Here is a 17,603-nt window from a genome sequence, read left to right on the forward strand (position 1 = left end):
TGTAAAATTTAATTATTGCAACTCATTCAGCCACACAAATCGATTTATGGCCGTAGCATCATAATTTGGGCATGCACCGCTACTCTGCGTAACATAACCGCTTAGCGTAGCTGCAAACTCCAAAATTTCTTCTGCAGGGATATTCTTGTCATTGCGGCAACGTAACGATAAAAAAGCTGCTAAAAATGAATCGCCACTACCAATTGTGTCCTTCACTTCCACTTTCAGCGCAGGATAATGATGACTGAAATGTCCCGTTGTAGAATGATAGATTGCACCGGCGGCGCCATAGGTCACAATCAATTCCGGAACTGCAAAATGTTTCATCACGGCCTCCGATTTCGACTGATCGCTCATATCTGGAGGTAAGCCTAACCACGCCGAAACAAAGCCCAATTCTTCTTCATTCATTTTGACTAAATCAGCATAGCCTATCAATTCAAAAATCCGTTCTTTTGTATAAAATGGTGCGCGAAGATTCACATCAAGGATCTTATATTTTGCTTGTTTAACTAAGCCTTTTAATGTCTGGTAGCTGACATCATTTCGTGTGGATAAACTCCCGAACACAAAAAAATCTGCTTCACGAACTGTTTGTAATTCTAGTTCGCCAAGTGTAATGTGATCCCAGGCGACGGGATAGACGATTTCATAGCGAACATCCTTCTTGTCATCAATATGGACTTCTACTGTAGATGTAGGTAAGATATGATCTTCCTGAAATAATGTTAAAGGAATCGAAAGCTCACGGCACAATGAAACAATTTCCTGACCATTTGCATCGCTCCCTACCCTTGTAAGCACATCGGTATAAATCCCCAATTTATTGAGGTGATAGGCAACATTTAGCGGAGCACCACCTAATTTTCTTCCTGTAGGCAGATTGTCCCAGAGAATTTCTCCAAAACAAACCCCCTTAATATTTAATACCTCGTTTTTCATAATATTTTTATCTGAATCAGATGTTTATGATCTTAATTAACCGTAATTCTGTTTTAAATCCTGACTTAGTGCATGGGTATCGGTCCATCCATATCTTCCAAAGATTTTCCTTTGGTTTCTGGCATCATCTTCCATACGTACAATAGCTGCAAAAACATGCAAACTGCAAAAATCATGAAGGTATAACCTCCACCAAGCAGTTCTGTTAATGCAGGAAAACAAAATGTAATTACTGCGGCCATCACCCAGTGGGTTAAGCTTCCCAATGTTTGCCCCTTGGCACGGACATCATTCGGAAAAATCTCAGAGATAAAAACCCAGATTACCGCTCCCTGCGAGAGTGCAAAAAATGCGATAAACAACATCAAATAAATGGTGACTTTTATTCCCTCAATTTGACCCGCAAAGAAAGCGTGCGAAACAAGAGAAAGAGAAGCGATTAGCCCAAATGAACCAATGAACATCAGTTTGCGACGGCCAATCTTGTCGATAAAATTTATACCAATCAAAGTAAACACAAAATTAACAACACCAATACCAACAGTAGAAAGTAAAGAACTCTGACCGCCTAAACCTGCCATCTCAAAAACACGTGGCGCATAATAAATAATGGCATTGATACCGGATACTTGATTAAAAACTGCAAATAGTACCGCTAGAATAACAGGTGTACGGTTCGATTTGGAAAATAATTGGCTCTCACCTTTTTCTTGACCTCTTTGACGGCTGTTCAACATCTGTTCAACATCATTTTCAGCTTGATCACCGCTTACTTTACGCATAATCGCTATTGCTTCATCCTTTTTACCTCGGTGCAAAAGCAACCAACGGGGACTTTCCGGAATAAAGAATATCAGCACAAAGAAAATCAATGATGGGATTGCCTGTACTCCGAGCATCCAACGCCAAGACTCTTCCCCTGTTTGACCTATAAAATAATTTGAAAGGTATGCGACCAAGATCCCAAACACAACATTGAACTGAAATAATCCGACTAGCTTGCCACGGGATTTTGCAGGGGAAATTTCAGAAATATAAATTGGTGCGGTTACAGAAGAGACGCCGACTCCTATCCCGCCTAGAAATCGAAACAAAATAAACATGTTCCAATCTAGGACCAGAGCTGTACCTATAGCAGAGAAAAAATAAAGTGCGGCAACCAGAAACAAAGTATTCTTACGTCCTAATCTGTCCGATGGATATGCGCCCATTGCTGCTCCTATAACTGTACCTAATAACGCGATCGCCATCGTAAGACCATGTTGAAATTCACTTAGAGACCAGAATACCTGAACAGCCTTCTCGGCACCTGAAATAACTGCTGTGTCAAAACCGAAGAGAAATCCCCCCAAGGCCACCACGAATGACCATATCAAAACTGAATTTTTGTTCATTTTAAATTTATAATTGATTTACTCAAAATTAACAGCTAAGATTACAAGACCTGAATTTTTACATGACAAATTGCATCAAATTTATATCAAGATCAAAAAACACATAAACAATTAAAAAACAGCACATTAAAATACTTTACTAAACAGTGAAAAAGTGTTTTTTTGACAAAAAACATAGGTGATGTTACATTCATCTATAAATCAAAAACTGTGTTGTTTTTACACTAAGTGTATTTTAAAATCTTTGAAAATGGGTGAAATTTGACATTTGTCTACACGAGGATCTGCGCTTTATCATAATTGATCAAGATGATCGGTTTTATTTTCTGCGACCTTGAAATATAATTTAGAATAAAACCAATTTATCAAATACGCTGAAAAAGCAATTGGGTGATTAAAAAAAATATGGTTCGTTTTTTTCTATAAAAATAATTCTTGATGACAGTGGAGATATCAATATATTTGTTTAATATGTGATGCAATTGTATATGAAGCAATATATACATCTAAGTTTGAGCATATATCATCAATAATCCATTAATCCAACATGTTAAGAGTATACTGTATATTGTCGATCATGATATCGCTATTGTTTCATTCTTGTAATCCTAAGAATGAGGGCAAAAATTACACAATAGCATTCTCACAATGTACTGGTAATGATTCTTGGCGAGAGACCATGTTGGAGGAAATGAAAAGAGAGTTGTCTTTCTATCCTAATGTTAAATTTATATATCGAGATGCTGAAGGGAGTAACCAAGTACAGATTTCGCAAATTAGGGAACTGCTAAAAAATGATATTGATCTCTTAATTGTTTCTCCGAATGAAGCGGCTCCCGTGACACCAATTGTAGACTCAGTTTTCCAAATGAAAATCCCTGTCATCGTTACAGATCGAAAAACGTCTTCGGGTCTTTACAATGCTTATGTTGGAGCTGATAATCTTACAATTGGTAAATTAGCGGGCCAATATATTTCAAATGTTCTTAATGGAAAGGGACAAATCGGGGTTATTACTGGCTTAAAGGGTACTTCAGCTTCTATAGAAAGAAAAAAAGGCTTGATGATGGGGCTAGATAGTGCCGGTAAAACGCAGGTAGGATTGGAACTTCATTCTGATTGGAGCAGGGCTACAGCTTATGCTTTAGCGAAAAAACAAATTGAAGATTTACAGAAACAAGATCTTATCTTCGCTTTTAATGACCAAATGGCCTTTGGGGCCATCCAGGCTCTCCGTGAAAATGGTAATGACAAAAAGAAAATTATTGGTATCGATGCATTGCCTGGAGCAAACAATGGTTTGGAAGAAATAGCAAATGGTGCGCTTTACGCTTCTATGCTTTACCCAACCGGGGGCACAGAAGCGATCCGGACGGCAATAGCAATTTTAGAAAAAACTCCTTATAAACGGGAAAACATACTGGGCACGCTGGTTATAAATAAAGAGAATGCGAACCTGATGATGCTCCAGTCGAATAAGATTCAAGAACAACAAAAAGATATCGACAAGAGACAGGAGTTTATCGTAAAGCAAAATCAGATTTACAACAACCAAAAAACAACTCTCCAGGTTGTCATGACGAGCCTTGTGATCTCGATTATTCTAGGAGGTATTTCGATTGTTATGATTGGCAACAACCGTAAAAAAAACAAGCAACTTAAAAATCAGAACGAAGAAATTTTACAACAACAGCAACAGATTGTTGAGATGAATCAACAGATTCAAAATGGAGCAGAAGAACAGAGCAAGTTTTTCACCAATGTTTCCCACGAATTCAAGACTCCCCTGACCCTTATCATGGGACCACTTGAAGAATTAGAAAAAGAAAAATCTCTTTCCGCTAACAGTAGAGAAAAACTTGCGTACATCGAACGGAATGCTAAAAAACTTCAAGACCTCGTGCACGACCTCATTGATATCCATAGGATTGATAAATCTAAATTAAAATTACAGGTTACTGCGGTACACATTGATAATTTCATCCAACAGATCATTGCTAATTTTAGACCTTTGGCCAAGAAGAAGGGCATCTCCTTAAGTTATCTCAGCAAGACACCTGTGAAAGAGATCTGGATAAGCGAGCAACTGATGGAACATGCTTTTTCGAACCTGCTATCCAACGCATTTAAATATACCCCAAAAGGAGGAACCATCAGCTTGACCGTAGAAGAAAATACATTTGGAGATTATTTTCTTATCCGTGTAATTGATAATGGATCAGGTATCGCAGCCAGTGACTTAGATCATATATTTGACAATTTCTACAAAGGTGAACAGCATCTTCCTGGATCGGGAATAGGTCTTGCTTATGTAAAACAGATTGTTGAACTTCATCATGGACAAGTAACCGCTAGCAGTAAAAAAGGAATGGGATCTGCTTTCACTTTACGCTTGCCTACGGGTCATCTTCATCTTTTGGAAGAAGAAAAAAAGAACTCCCAATATGAGCCTTCAATATTACATTTTGAAAGAAACTTGCCACAGGAAAATTTGGAAGATTTTGATGTTGATTCGGTCTCCTTCTGTTCCAACAGAGCAGCTAATATCTTGATTGTTGAAGATCATCCTGATATTATGCGTTTCTTGAAAGAAATTTTAGAAAAAGAATATAATCTCATTTTTGCCAAAAGCTATTCCGACGCTCTTAAAAAAATGAAAACCAATTATCCTGACCTGATCCTCAGCGATATTATGCTTCCTGATGAAACAGGTATCGAATTATTGAAAACCGTTAAAAACAATTCGCAGTTCAACCAAATACCCGTACTTCTACTTAGTGCTCTTGATACGGAGGAAAGTATCATTGAGGGAATGCGCCATATGGCAGATGCCTATCTGACAAAACCATTTAAGGTGGACCACCTTAAAGCAGTAGTCGCCAACTTAATTCTGTCCCGTCAGAAACTCAAAGAGCAGTATGGCACTTTGCCCAAGCCTTCGGAAAATAAAACAGAAATTGATTCATATACTCCGCAGGACAAACGTTTTTTACAGGGATTGTCCATGGTTGTCGAAGGACATCTTTCCGATAAAACCCTGAGTGTCGAGGACATTGCCAAGGAACTGAATTTATCACGGATACAACTTTATCGAAAAACAAAAGCATTATTAAATTGCAGTGTCAATGACTATCTGTTACAACGGCGTATGGCTAAAGCACAAAACCTACTGCTCGAAGGCCTACATGTAAATGAAATTGCAGAAAAAGTAGGTTTTTCGTCCGGGACATATTTTACGGCAGCATTTCGTAAACAGTTCGGTGTAACTCCAACCGTTTTTCGAAAGGATCAATTAAAAGGATAAGTCGTTGGAATTTTCTACGGCGAAACCCTTTGGCTTGAAGTGCTTTTGTAAGTAATATAATTTGAATTTAACAATTTTAGTGTATTAACTGGAATGGACTGTAAAAAATTAACAGGGTAGTAATCAAGATTTAGTCTGACAGTTATGATAAATTTATGCCTGAATCAGAAATTAGAATTATTACTACACAAGAAAAAATTAATAACAACAAGTTCGGTGTTTTATAGCTTGCTCAAAACTTGAGGAATGTTTGTCTTGCATGAAAAATAATAGTGTATTCTAGATATAATTTTTAACTCTTTAAAGAATTGTACGAGCAAAGTGACGAACAGGCTCTTCAATACTTATCAAAAAAAAAACCTATCTTAAAAACAAAGTAAAAGCAAAGGAATATTGATCAATCTAGGTGATGTTAGAAGCATTTGTAATGTTTTCAGAGACCAAAACAACAAAAGACAAGTATGAAAAAAGGGATAATTTTACTAGGGCTTTGTGTACTGATTGTCGTCGGTGGCCTTTATGCTAAAAGAAAATTTTACGATCCGAACCATCGACTGAACAAGGTAAAAACAGAGGCAAAAAATTTTGCAAACAAAAGAGAAATTAAAAATGGCGACTTAATTTTTCAAACTTCACTTTCAGGACAAAGCAAAGCAATCCAACTTGCAACAAAATCAAAATATTCGCATTGCGGTATTATTTACATTGACAATGGAAAATTTTACGTTTTTGAGGCAGTTCAGCCCATTAAGGCAACACCACTTGACAAATGGATTGCACGGGGCAAAGACGGACATTACGTAATTAAGCGACTAAAAAACGCTGATAAAATTTTGACAACTGAAACGATTCAGAAAATGAAACAAGAAGGCGACAAGTTTAAAGGTAAAAATTATGACATGATTTTTGAATGGAGTGATGACAAAATTTATTGTTCTGAACTGATCTGGAAAATCTACAAACGTGCGACAGGGCTCGAAATTGGCAAACTTGAAAAACTAAGCGACTTTGACTTAACAAACGAAGTTGTTAAACAAAAAATGAAAGAGCGTTATGGACACAAAATACCGCTGAACGAAGTTGTAATTTCACCAAAAGCGGTATTTAACAGCGAACTATTAGAAACAATAAATGCAAATTAATAAATAGCCATTATACCTGTATGGCGTTTGGGACTGAAACCTATAATCGCATCAGTCCAATAGCTACGGTCCATTTTGCTTGAAAGCCTACACTATTATATAGCTTCTGTAATTTATCTTCATAATTGTGGGAACGTCCACCGAAGAAGTCTACGAAGCGGCGCCTATTTCACTCAAAGCATTGGCTCCAATAACAGCTGTTGATGAAATGGGATTGTTATTGTGACCGGTTTGATTAGAAATTACGGGAAGTAGTAAGAATGGTATATGAATATAGTAAGCCATTCTTACAAAAATGGCTTACTATGTTTAATGTAGTTTATTTATTTCTATCTCCTCTATTAACTAGAAATGTGATAGTTAATATTGTTATTGCCAAATATATAAATATAATCCTCTAACTTTTTGTCCAATGTTATTCACTGGCCAGGTTTGCCCTGCATTAATAGAATTAATATCGTAACTACCCATATTTCCTTTTTTCTCCATCGTAAACTGCCAATATCCAGAATCACCATAAGGATACCAATAAGGTGCCATTAAAACATATCCTTGCTCTTTTCTGACAATTTCTTTTAAATTATTGAATCCTCGACCCAATGAATCTGCTAAGTCTGTACCTAAAACTATCGCCTTAAAATCATTTTTATTCTCTCTAATAGCTGAAGGGATGTAGTCATTTAAATCAATATCAGCACCATTATAAGGAATATAGATTTGAAAATTAGTGTCCTTTTTTATATCAAAATTACTGATTGAATTAAATGAAGTCATATTACCACTTGTCATTGACTGGACTTTACTGGAAGAAATACAGTTATGAAAAAATACATTTTTGAACGTGCTTCGGATGTAAAAATTATCCGGGATTTGGAAAATACAATTATTTAAATAAAAATCATTGGACCATTGGGTGTATCCATAGAAACTATCAAACTTAATATTTGCACTCCCAAAATTTTTAAAAATACAGGAATTAAAACTCACATTCTTGGCTCCGTCGTAAAAATTCACATTTTGTTTTTTAAAGTCAAAATATGTATTATTGAAACTTTCGGCAGAACCTAGAACAATATGCTTTATTGCATTTAACTTTGGATTTACAATAACTGTACCCCCATTGAAAATAACATATCCATCTCCGAATTTTATATTAATGGATGTTATATTTAATCCAGCTTCTAAACCATCTGTTTCAGACAGTTCAATATTACAATTATTAAAATGGAAAAATGAAGTGGCTGAAGCTTGTGTTGATAACGTATCCAAATTGGAGATATTCACGTTATTAAAATTTATATTCCAAATGCCCGAAAGCTCAGTATGAATTCCTTTTGCGAAATTTTTAATTTCACCACCGTAAATGTTAAATATGCTTTCTTTTTGATAAGATTTCATAAATTCAAAAACAATACCTGCTCTTGAAAAAGTTCCTGAATTACTTAGTTTACCGTGGAGTTTACAATCATACAAACTATAAACCGCATTTTCTTTACTTCCCATGAAATGAAAACCATCACCATAGCTATCTCCTAATTCAGTTTTTCCATTTACTAACTTCTTATCACGGCTACCGTAATCAAATACATTAACTTTAGAAGCCTCAAAATATTTGGCCCCTAGAATTTTATAGCAACTACCAATACCTCCATTTGTATTGATACTTTTCAAAATAATTTTTTCAGCACTAATTTGAATAGGTGATATTAAATCATTATTATAAATAGTTTCACTTCTTTCCGCATTATAAACAGAACAATCAAAATTTAAACCTTCGATTGAAACCTCATGCTTCAAATTATAATTAAAGGCTTCATCGACATTATTTATAGGCCATTTGGCGGGTGTACCTATTGAGAAAAGAATATTTTCTCTATTTTGAGTTGTTTTCCAGATTGTTTCACTAGCAATTAATTTTTGATCAAGTTTTATTATTGCTCCATTTGATCTAATAGATAAACTTTGTGCCTTATCTTTTTCTAGTATTACTCTTGCAGTATACTTAAAATTATATGTTTCATTTAAACGGTCTATCCAAACATACCCTCCATTATTAATTACGTAATTACAACAATTAGTAAATTTGATATGGTTACTTTCTGTTTTTGGAAATAATCCAAAATATCTAACATCAACTAAATCTAGCTTTGATATTTTCAATTTTATACTATTGATAGCGATAAGAGAGCCTCCGTCATCTAAAGAATTAGAATTAGTTAGAAAATAATTAATAGGTGCCGGTGTATCTCCTTTCTCGTAATACCCCAATAGTTGTACTCCAGTATAAGTTGGAGTTGGGCCTTGCAATGATGTGATTTCCATTGCAGATAAGTTTCTCATATCTGCCATCGTGTTCTTAATTAAAAATTGATTTGCCATATTTTATGTTTTTTAAATTTGTACAACAAAAGTATAGCTAACCATAGGGGTATCTAAGAAGAATAGCTGTTATCTAAGCGGTAAATGAGATCTACCGAAAAGTCCGTCATCTTGAATAACTCAACATGAGCAATTATAGTAAAAAAAAGAAAAGCCACATCGTGAGATGTAGCCTTAACTAAACATATGATTAAACTTGATTAATTATAAGAATTGATCGATTGGGATACTTTCCAGTTACCACCGTCATTGACTAAAGTCACGAGATCGGTTTTGGTAAAACCTTCAAACTGCATCGTTACTTTGGCGATCATATAGTCTGCTGACTCCTGTACGATGGTGGAACTTGTTTTACAGTTTAACTGCTCACCTTTTTGCTTTTTCAAGAAGGAAATAACTTCTGAACGGCTATTGGTTTTATCTTCTGATGCCTGAACTTTTTGGCTGAAGTCTTCTGTAAACAGCTGCTCCGCTCCTGCCGATTGACCTGCTGTCATAACCGCAACGTAATGATCAATGGCCAAATCTGCTGTAGATAAATTGACCACTGCTTTTTTAGGGTTTGCTCCCTCTGGTTTGCCTGCTGCCATAGTGAATGTTGATAATGCGATCAAGGCTGCTGCTGCGAATGTTTTTGCTAAAGTTCTCATAATGTCTTTATTTTATAGTTTGTTAGTTTTTATTTGTTGATTCAAAAGTAGGATGTAAATCGTCCCTAGCCTATGGCAATTAGACTAAACCAACAAAAAACTCGGTGAATGATCGAAATGAATAGGTGAAATTATTTTAAACTTTTTTGAACTATTTTATTCGACAGGTGTTCTTATTATACAAAGCGATAACAAACATACTTTCAGAATGAAAGTGGATAACGATAAATGACGTAGTACAGTAAATAAATCCAATTGCTTGAAAACAATTTGGATGATGAAACAAAAAAGAGGAAACGATAAGAAACATAAAATTACTGTGCAGTTAAACGCCAAGATAAAGGGTCTAATGAGAATTAGGCCCTTTTGATGTTTAAAAATGGCCTAATTCTCATGATTATTTACAGTGTTATATATCGTTTTATACGTAACTTAATACGATTAAATTTATTGGTTATAATGACTAAATCTATTTCTTCAAACTTTATCAAATATAGCTTATCTAGGTACTTTATGATTGTTTCATTATTGCTCTGTAGCTATAGCGCTAAAAGTCAAGAAGAAGAAACAATTCAATTTTAAACACTCGAGAGTTTTATACCGACTCCTCGAATTGCTATATAATTTGTATGAAGAACTTTTGAAAGCTTTTCTAAAAACTTATGAAAGAATCATGATAGAATTTAGTGCAATTAAAGTCAATAATTTATAAGACATAAATTCTGTAGGTAAAATTTATAGGATATACTCTTTGAAACAAAAATTTGAAAATAAAACAAAGAAATTAACATGAAACTGATCTTCCTTTTTTTCTTTTCAATAGGACTTACTTATGGTCAGTCAGGCCAAGAGCTGGCTGTAGGCTATGCAGATCGCTATGACAGCCTTCCAGAAATACATATTGAGATTGCAGAGAAACAACTTTATGAAAGGACTGCTCCAGCTGCGAAAATGATATTTTCCCACGTTTCCATAAAGAAGAACACACTGATAGTACCTACAGGAAAAGGTCTCATTAAACTCAAAAAATATGACGATTCGCCCAGACAAGACGACGGTTTTCGCGGCTGGCAGTATATGGGATATTTGCCGCGCTTGCAGATGCATGCTTTAGTAAGCCATAGTGTTTCTGAACATCTCGGATTCAGCGACATGGTATTGCTGGACAGCGCTACTTCCGACCAGTATGGGATTGTCTCTATCGGGGATGCTGCCGTATCGCTCCCCATCCATTCTCCCGACGGACGCTTTCTTGCCTACTACTACAACCATGTATATGAACGCAATAGTTGCTTTATAGGACTTCTAGAAATACGCGATGGCATGATCAGCTCTCATGCCCGAATTTCAGAAATGGCAAGCTTTCAGACCAAGAATTGGGCAGTGGAAGATATGAGATGGGTCGACAATACGTCCTTTATCGTGAAAACTTATGTCCTAAAGGGACGAGGAGTACTGGGGGAAAGGCAGTATACTTATTACTTGGCTAGGCTGAATAGTGCGATTAAGAAAACTAAATAATTTCATAATTAAAAATAAGGATGTGAAACCATCAAATATCTTGGTTGGCACGTCAGATTTATTTCTAATGCTGGAGTAATAGCCTATACCCAAAATAGTGAATATTCATGGAGTGGAGAGATTACTGTCAAATTGGTACAGGATATGGAAGCGATAATTTGAAATGAATATATAAAAATAGGTATATTGTATTTTAAAAATTCAGACAATCCTATTATGCTTTGTATCTGCACAAAATAGAAACTAAATGTTAAAATATCCACTTATACTGATACACGGAACTGGAGCAAAAGACAATACTTTGTTCTGGGGAAGAATTCCCAAATTGTTAAAGGAGTTAGGAATTAATGTATTTTATGGGTATACAGATGCTTGGGGCTCAATTGAAGATAATGCAAAGTTACTTCAATTAAGAATAGAAGATATAATCCATAAGACCGGTGCAGAAAAAATTAATTTAATAGCGCATTCAAAAGGTGGGATTGACGCGCGCTTCCTGATTTCGACTTTGCAATATGGACAAAAAATAGCTTCCTTAACAACAATATCAACCCCCCATCATGGTACTTTAATTGCAGATTATTTTTTAAATAACAGAACCTTCCAAAGTTCACCTGCGAAACGTATACTCCCTGTTTTGGTCAAAATATTCGGTGACAATAACCCAAATATTTATAATGTAATAAATGAGCTAAGCATAAATTATATGGAAAGTTTTAATCAAAATAACTTAAATGATCCATTGGTATATTACAATAGTTATGCATCTGCTATGGCTTCTAAAAAAGATGACTTCCTATACTCCTGGACATATCAGTATTTAATAAAGAACGCCGGAGAAAATGATGGACTTGTACCTGTGAAATCGGCAGTTTGGGGTGATAAATTTCAATTATTAACGGATAGTAGTCGTGGTATTTCACATGGTGAAATAACTGACATCAAACGGAGGAAAATTGGAGCATTTGACATTCCCGAGATTTACCGTAAAATAACCGATGATCTTTCTAAAAATGGTTTTTAATGGTATACTTCTGAAAAACATCATGTTTCTTAACTAGATAATGAAATCAAAATTATTTAATAAAATGCCTAATGATGGAAAAAACATGATTTGCTACTTTTTCAATATCTTCAAATAAAAGATAAATAAAAATTTGTTTTTTCAAAAAGGAAATAACTTTAGAACGACTGCTGGTTTTAATTCTATGATCAATCTCGCAATAAATCTGATTCCCAATTTCAAACTATGACATCAGTTTTTCAAAGGCATCTACAAAATTTAATAGCGCAATATTTGTTTTAGAATCCGTTAAATGCCCTTTTTCATTTATTTTCCCTTTTATTCCAGAAATTAAAAGTGTAGTCTCTGTCGTGAAATTTGCCATTAAAGTTTCCATAATTAGCTGCAATTCTACATGTCCTTTTTCTCCATGAGCTGATGCTGTTATTATCCCCAACGGTTTGCCAGAAAATACAGTTGTTGACACACACCATTCGATCACATTTTTGAGTCCACTGGGTATACTAAAAACATACTCAGGTGTACAAATTAAAACCCCTTCAGCTATTTCAATCTCTTTTCTAAATTTTAAGATTTCTTCTGGTGTATTGTCGATAGAAAGTTCAGGATCAAAATGCGGAAGAGTTTTAAGATCATTAAAAACTTTGATATTTAGAGTATCCTGTGTAAGGTCAACGATTAAAGTTATAAGCTTTTGATTTGAGGAATAGCTACTCGCACTACCATTTATTACAAAAATATTTTTCATAAGTTATTTTTATCCTAAATTATTAAGAGCCAATCGCCTTTTCATAACAATTGAAGACTCCTTTTCGAAAATTAACAGTGCCTACCAGATGATATCCTTTTTTTAAATAAACGGCATTCGCTGTTTCATTTAATGAAAAGGCATCAAAACGAATGGATTGGTATTTGTGTTCAACAGCATATTGTTCTGCATATCTGATCATCTTACTAGAAATTCCTTTTCCTTGAGCAACTGGTTTTACATATAGACGATGAATCACAAGAAAAGGAATACTGGTATTCCAATTTAAGTCATTATATTCTTCATCACATTTTTCATTTAGAGCCATATACGCGACTAGCTCGCCCTGCTCTTCATAAATAAATGCCTGCTCCTTATCAATATCCTGTATAAGTACCATCTCATTTGGATATTCTTGATCCCACTGGTCAACACCTTCACGCAACATATCAATCTTTACCTCCTCCAGCACCTTTGACGTTTGAATAATATCGCTTTGAATTGCTTTTCTAATCATTTCGTTAACTATCGTTCTATTTTGAAATTTATGCTTGCAAAGCTTAAACTAATAATCATTTTAAAATATGGTTATTTAACCTAAACTTCCTACAGTTGTGTATAGCTATAAATAGCATTAACCTTAATTTTTCCTATTCTAGTTGAAAGATATTATCAAATCTAACCAAGTCAAAACTACAATCTTTTTCTCATTTAACAAGTTCTAAAAGAAGTTAGATTAGTGCTTAGTCATGGTTTAGTTTTACGCTATGGAACAGATTTAGACATTACAAATTAAGCCGATGTAACTTCATTCTTCTGTATAATTGCCATAACGCAACGAATCAAAATAAATTATATTGTCGACCTTAGTGCGAGTTATTTCAGCTCTATATTTCTTTGAATCAAAGTCACTTAACATTGTCTATTTTCGTGAAGCAATAAAAAAATATTCAATACTTTGTGAACGTGGTCTTTCTATCGAAAAGCAGAAGCCACATCTCTCAACGTGGCCTCAACTAAAAATATGATTTAGCAGTAAATTACTTGTACGAGTTGATCTATTGGGATACTTTCCAGTTATCGCTGTCATTGAATAATGTCACGAGATCGGTTTTGGTAAAGTTTTCAAACTGCATGGTTACTTTGGCAATCATATAGTCACCCGACTCCCTTACGATGGTGGTACCGGTTTTAAAGTTTAACTGCTCTCCTTTTTGCTTTTTCAAGAAGGAAACAACTTCCGAACGGCTATTAGTCTTATCTTCCGACGCCTGTACTTTCTGTTTGAAATCTGATGTAAACAACTGCTCCACTCCTGCCGATTGACCTGCTGTCATAACCGCGACGTAATGAACAATGGCTAAATCTGCTGTAGATAAATTGACCACTGCTTTTTTAGGGCTGGCTACCTCTACCTTGACTAATGCCATAGTGAATGTTGATACTGCGATCAAGGCTAATGCTGCGAATGTTTTTGCTAAAGCTTATTATCTAGCTAATTTGTTATTTAAGGGTGATAAAGCTATCATGAGAAGACCAATTGTTATTATTTCGGCATGTTAACTCAATGACTTTGTTTCGATCATCAATTGCGGTTGTAAAACAGCTATTTCACCCTCTTTTATTTCATATTCAAGAAAATGGATTTGCGATTTCATGGATCCTTTTATCATAAATCCCAATAATAAACCATCAAACAGACGACAATGATTTGTATATTTCTTATTTAGGTCGTTTTGCTGACTAAGAATTACTATCCCTTCCGTCTTTTCCGAAGGATCGAGATCATATAATTTATAGACATTATCCAAAGTTATAAATAGAGCCATGTTCAAATGTCGGAAAAAAAACAAATGTGTAGCAATGGTCGCAAGGTACTATCCTAGAAATTATATGTAAAGACAATAAAATTGCAAAATTATATATGAAATAATTTAACTGCTTATATATAGGAAGAAATGTTTGATATGATGCTAGCCATCCCTGATTTTGGAACAGTCAAAGTTGAGCTTATTACCCCATTAATCTACATCAAATATTTTTGTACATATACCATCAGCATCTGTTTTTTGTAGTCATTCATTCCTTCTGATATAATATCTATTTCCTTCTCGAACATTTTTTCATTTCTCATTTTGCGAAACTCCCTAGCGATCTCTAACCTGATTCTTTTCTTTAAGGAGATATTACCAAAAGGATCAAAATAAGAATCTAGACGAGTCTTATCCTTAATACCATTCCAAGTAAAAACTGTAGTATCATCCGTGATGGTGAGTAATTTTTGGTAATGGTCTAAAGCCTGTTTCGATGATATTTTATTCAAATATAGATCAAATTTTACTTTAAAAAACTCCTTCTCTGCTGATGTGGTCTTTTCTAAGTGCTCGAATGCGTGATCAATAATTTTAGGATTTATTTTATTAATATGGGACTGCATGCCAAGTAAGTTAAAAGACAATATAGCATAAGCATCTTCTAGTTTGAAATTCTTATTGATATCTTGCATACTTATTTTACCAAATGAAGAAGGCTGTATAACGGTGTATCCATTTTCCGCTAGATTCTTCTCAATATCATTTTTGTGAAATGAGCCAATGACTACCAAAATAGTATCTTTCTCTGAATAATTTTCTAAAACTTTTTCAATCCGCTTGGCCTGTAGAAAAGTACGGTATAAAAATAGCCTCCTTGGAAAATCTAAACTCGTTTTTTGTGGATGTTGAGCATACCATTTCTCGATTCGGTTACCATAATCTGGAGAATCGGCAAAATAAAGCCCATCTTCAAAGTCGTTTTCTTCGCTAAAAACTGTAAAGCCTAAAAACCCGCTTCTACTTCTGATAAATCGAGGAACCTCAAGATTCTTTACACCAAAAGCAAGATCCGAATCAGCTTCTTCCGGCAGCCAGTCTATTGGATGCAAAGGCTTCATTAAAGCTTTCGCATAAGGTACGACCACATATTGCTGTTCGTATGTAAATTCGTAAAAATCATTTTTTGTAAATTCTTCAGGCGATCGTTCAATACAAATTGCAGCTGGATCTACCTTATTGATAAACGCTCGTATTGCAGCAGGTTGCTGATCAAAGTTGATTAGCTGCGTAGAATGTCCGACACCGAGAACCACAACTTTAGGTTTTTGTGCATAAACTGAACTAATTATAATAAAAGAAAAAACAATTAAGAGAAACTTTGGCATCACATTCATTTTTATAAATCATCAATTTGGCTAAAATACACAGTAATGTCAAAATTGGCAAGCCATAAGCGAAAATGTCTCCGAAAAAATAGCTTGCCCAGTCAAAATATTAATCGATTAAAAAAATAGGATGAATTCGTTAATTTCATTATCTTGATAGGTGAAATATAATATTATTAAATTATAGCTTAGCTAAATATGATATTGCCCAATTATACGCTTTTTCTAAAAAAAATAATAAAAGATATTTTATTATTACTTTTTATGAGTTATCCTTTGTTTTGTTTTTCTCAATATAAACTTAAGGATACTACGCAGTTTATAGAAGATAATTTATCAGATTATATGAACAAGTTGGATCAATATAAATTTAAAAATATACCGACAATTAGCAGAGAAGCAACTGTTCGAATATTGATGCGTGAATATTATATTGATGAATTGGTCTCAGGAAATGATACGTTAAATAAGGATCATTACTATGCTCTTAACCATCACCTTTCACAAAAATCATTAAATTCGCTCACAAGTCGTGATCTATTTAACTCCTGCATGATAGTACAAGAATATTATTCGCAAACTTGTGGTCGATTTGCTAGACTAAAATCAACTGGTATATTTGGAATCTTTTACCGAGATGATATACCTTTAGAATATTGGAGTCCCAGACAAATAAATTTGCTACGTAAGAATAGAAAAGAAATAATCGGTTACGTGAATCAAATGTGGTCCGATTTAAAATTTATTGGTGATAACACAAAAGATCTGTTGGTCGAATTGATCATGTGGGAGCAGATCCCCAATATATTGAAGCAAATCGAAATATCTCCTGAAGATAATAGTTTATACTCATTACTAGTTCAAATTATGATGCGTGCAAAATTCACGACATTTGAAGCTTCAACTATTTATGAAAAAATTTATGGACCAAAGAGATATGTAACGGGTACTGAGGAAAACCGAACAGCAATAATTGAAATGGCAAAAAAGTGCTTTATGGAGTTCAATGCGCTGCCACAATATACTGTACCTATTTATGTTAAGCAATCAAACCCTTCTTACTCTTCTGAAGGGCTTAAAGAGGAATTGATTACAAGAAAACAGGATTGGCCATTAAAAGAAGTTAAAACTCCTAAGTTTAAACTAAAAAAATAATCTTTTTGGATTACTGCTTACATCAAATATTCATATCATATCCAATTATAAATTCATTAATCTCTATTTGTGTACAATCTCAACCTAACTAGTTATATTCAAAACTCAATAATTCCAAAAAATAACCTCTCCCAGAGCTATAAAA

General features: G+C 34.4%; 14 protein-coding genes. 5 read left to right on the forward strand and 9 right to left on the reverse strand.

What is annotated here, in order from left to right; genetic code table 11:
- Positions 1 to 12: 12 nt before the first annotated feature.
- Together ACFS6I_RS00070 and ACFS6I_RS00075 are read right to left on the reverse strand one after the other, a co-directional pair.
- On the reverse strand, positions 13 to 942 hold the full coding sequence (locus ACFS6I_RS00070) for a carbohydrate kinase family protein (RefSeq protein WP_380917219.1): 930 nt from the start codon (positions 940 to 942) through the stop codon (positions 13 to 15).
- Positions 943 to 1,007: 65 nt separating this feature from the next.
- Positions 1,008 to 2,336, reverse strand: coding sequence for a sugar porter family MFS transporter (locus ACFS6I_RS00075; protein WP_380917221.1), 1,329 nt, complete (start codon positions 2,334 to 2,336; stop codon positions 1,008 to 1,010).
- A 547-nt stretch (positions 2,337 to 2,883) separates the two neighbouring features.
- Here ACFS6I_RS00075 and ACFS6I_RS00080 point away from each other — a divergent pair.
- The gene (locus ACFS6I_RS00080) at positions 2,884 to 5,640 is read left to right on the forward strand and encodes a substrate-binding domain-containing protein (protein ID WP_380917223.1); all 2,757 of its coding nucleotides are present in this window, start codon (positions 2,884 to 2,886) and stop codon (positions 5,638 to 5,640) included.
- A 461-nt stretch (positions 5,641 to 6,101) separates the two neighbouring features.
- Positions 6,102 to 6,782, forward strand: coding sequence for a YiiX family permuted papain-like enzyme (locus ACFS6I_RS00085; protein WP_380917225.1), 681 nt, complete (start codon positions 6,102 to 6,104; stop codon positions 6,780 to 6,782).
- A gap of 369 nt (positions 6,783 to 7,151) precedes the next feature.
- On the opposite strand, the gene ACFS6I_RS00090 is transcribed toward ACFS6I_RS00085, so the two are convergent.
- Complete coding sequence (locus tag ACFS6I_RS00090) at positions 7,152 to 9,161, reverse strand: hypothetical protein (protein WP_380917227.1); 2,010 nt, start codon at positions 9,159 to 9,161, stop codon at positions 7,152 to 7,154.
- Between the two features lie 200 nt (positions 9,162 to 9,361).
- A complete protein-coding gene (locus ACFS6I_RS00095; RefSeq protein WP_380917229.1) occupies positions 9,362 to 9,811 on the reverse strand; it encodes a nuclear transport factor 2 family protein in 450 nt (149 codons plus the stop codon).
- A gap of 789 nt (positions 9,812 to 10,600) precedes the next feature.
- Between ACFS6I_RS00095 and ACFS6I_RS00100 the strand changes: the two genes are divergently transcribed.
- Together ACFS6I_RS00100 and ACFS6I_RS00105 are read left to right on the forward strand one after the other, a co-directional pair.
- On the forward strand, positions 10,601 to 11,332 hold the full coding sequence (locus tag ACFS6I_RS00100) for a hypothetical protein (RefSeq protein WP_380917231.1): 732 nt from the start codon (positions 10,601 to 10,603) through the stop codon (positions 11,330 to 11,332).
- A 247-nt stretch (positions 11,333 to 11,579) separates the two neighbouring features.
- Positions 11,580 to 12,356, forward strand: coding sequence for an esterase/lipase family protein (locus tag ACFS6I_RS00105; protein WP_380917233.1), 777 nt, complete (start codon positions 11,580 to 11,582; stop codon positions 12,354 to 12,356).
- A gap of 223 nt (positions 12,357 to 12,579) precedes the next feature.
- Here ACFS6I_RS00105 and ACFS6I_RS00110 read toward each other — a convergent pair whose 3' ends face one another.
- From ACFS6I_RS00110 to ACFS6I_RS00130, 5 genes are all read right to left on the reverse strand, one after another.
- The gene (locus tag ACFS6I_RS00110) at positions 12,580 to 13,104 is read right to left on the reverse strand and encodes an NADPH-dependent FMN reductase (protein WP_380917235.1); all 525 of its coding nucleotides are present in this window, start codon (positions 13,102 to 13,104) and stop codon (positions 12,580 to 12,582) included.
- A gap of 22 nt (positions 13,105 to 13,126) precedes the next feature.
- On the reverse strand, positions 13,127 to 13,621 hold the full coding sequence (locus ACFS6I_RS00115; RefSeq protein ID WP_380917237.1) for a GNAT family N-acetyltransferase: 495 nt from the start codon (positions 13,619 to 13,621) through the stop codon (positions 13,127 to 13,129).
- A gap of 541 nt (positions 13,622 to 14,162) precedes the next feature.
- Positions 14,163 to 14,534: a nuclear transport factor 2 family protein gene (locus ACFS6I_RS00120; RefSeq protein WP_380917239.1), complete on the reverse strand. Its 372-nt coding sequence runs from the start codon at positions 14,532 to 14,534 to the stop codon at positions 14,163 to 14,165.
- 129 nt (positions 14,535 to 14,663) lie between these two features.
- Entirely contained in the window at positions 14,664 to 14,933 is a 270-nt protein-coding gene (locus tag ACFS6I_RS00125) for a hypothetical protein (protein WP_380917241.1), read from the reverse strand.
- 197 nt (positions 14,934 to 15,130) lie between these two features.
- Positions 15,131 to 16,303: a hypothetical protein gene (locus ACFS6I_RS00130; protein ID WP_380917243.1), complete on the reverse strand. Its 1,173-nt coding sequence runs from the start codon at positions 16,301 to 16,303 to the stop codon at positions 15,131 to 15,133.
- Between the two features lie 345 nt (positions 16,304 to 16,648).
- On the opposite strand from ACFS6I_RS00130, the gene ACFS6I_RS00135 reads away from it, so the two are divergent.
- On the forward strand, positions 16,649 to 17,458 hold the full coding sequence (locus tag ACFS6I_RS00135) for a hypothetical protein (RefSeq protein ID WP_380917245.1): 810 nt from the start codon (positions 16,649 to 16,651) through the stop codon (positions 17,456 to 17,458).
- Positions 17,459 to 17,603 lie beyond the last annotated feature (145 nt).

This window comes from Sphingobacterium anhuiense (assembly GCF_042686355.1).
GTDB lineage: Bacteria > Bacteroidota > Bacteroidia > Sphingobacteriales > Sphingobacteriaceae > Sphingobacterium > Sphingobacterium anhuiense.

Bases quoted from the DNA above. Each gene is read 5' to 3' on its own strand.
- ACFS6I_RS00105 (WP_380917233.1), top strand. From the start codon at position 11,580: ATGTTAAAATATCCACTTATACTGATACACGGAACTGGAGCAAAAGAC.
- ACFS6I_RS00125 (WP_380917241.1), bottom strand. From the start codon at position 14,933: ATGGCTCTATTTATAACTTTGGATAATGTCTATAAATTATATGATCTC.
- ACFS6I_RS00120 (WP_380917239.1), bottom strand. From the start codon at position 14,534: ATGGCATTAGTCAAGGTAGAGGTAGCCAGCCCTAAAAAAGCAGTGGTC.
- ACFS6I_RS00135 (WP_380917245.1), top strand. From the start codon at position 16,649: ATGAACAAGTTGGATCAATATAAATTTAAAAATATACCGACAATTAGC.
- ACFS6I_RS00080 (WP_380917223.1), top strand. From the start codon at position 2,884: ATGTTAAGAGTATACTGTATATTGTCGATCATGATATCGCTATTGTTT.
- ACFS6I_RS00090 (WP_380917227.1), bottom strand. From the start codon at position 9,161: ATGGCAAATCAATTTTTAATTAAGAACACGATGGCAGATATGAGAAAC.
- ACFS6I_RS00070 (WP_380917219.1), bottom strand. From the start codon at position 942: ATGAAAAACGAGGTATTAAATATTAAGGGGGTTTGTTTTGGAGAAATT.
- ACFS6I_RS00115 (WP_380917237.1), bottom strand. From the start codon at position 13,621: ATGATTAGAAAAGCAATTCAAAGCGATATTATTCAAACGTCAAAGGTG.
- ACFS6I_RS00110 (WP_380917235.1), bottom strand. From the start codon at position 13,104: ATGAAAAATATTTTTGTAATAAATGGTAGTGCGAGTAGCTATTCCTCA.
- ACFS6I_RS00085 (WP_380917225.1), top strand. From the start codon at position 6,102: ATGAAAAAAGGGATAATTTTACTAGGGCTTTGTGTACTGATTGTCGTC.
- ACFS6I_RS00130 (WP_380917243.1), bottom strand. From the start codon at position 16,303: ATGCCAAAGTTTCTCTTAATTGTTTTTTCTTTTATTATAATTAGTTCA.
- ACFS6I_RS00075 (WP_380917221.1), bottom strand. From the start codon at position 2,336: ATGAACAAAAATTCAGTTTTGATATGGTCATTCGTGGTGGCCTTGGGG.
- ACFS6I_RS00095 (WP_380917229.1), bottom strand. From the start codon at position 9,811: ATGAGAACTTTAGCAAAAACATTCGCAGCAGCAGCCTTGATCGCATTA.
- ACFS6I_RS00100 (WP_380917231.1), top strand. From the start codon at position 10,601: ATGAAACTGATCTTCCTTTTTTTCTTTTCAATAGGACTTACTTATGGT.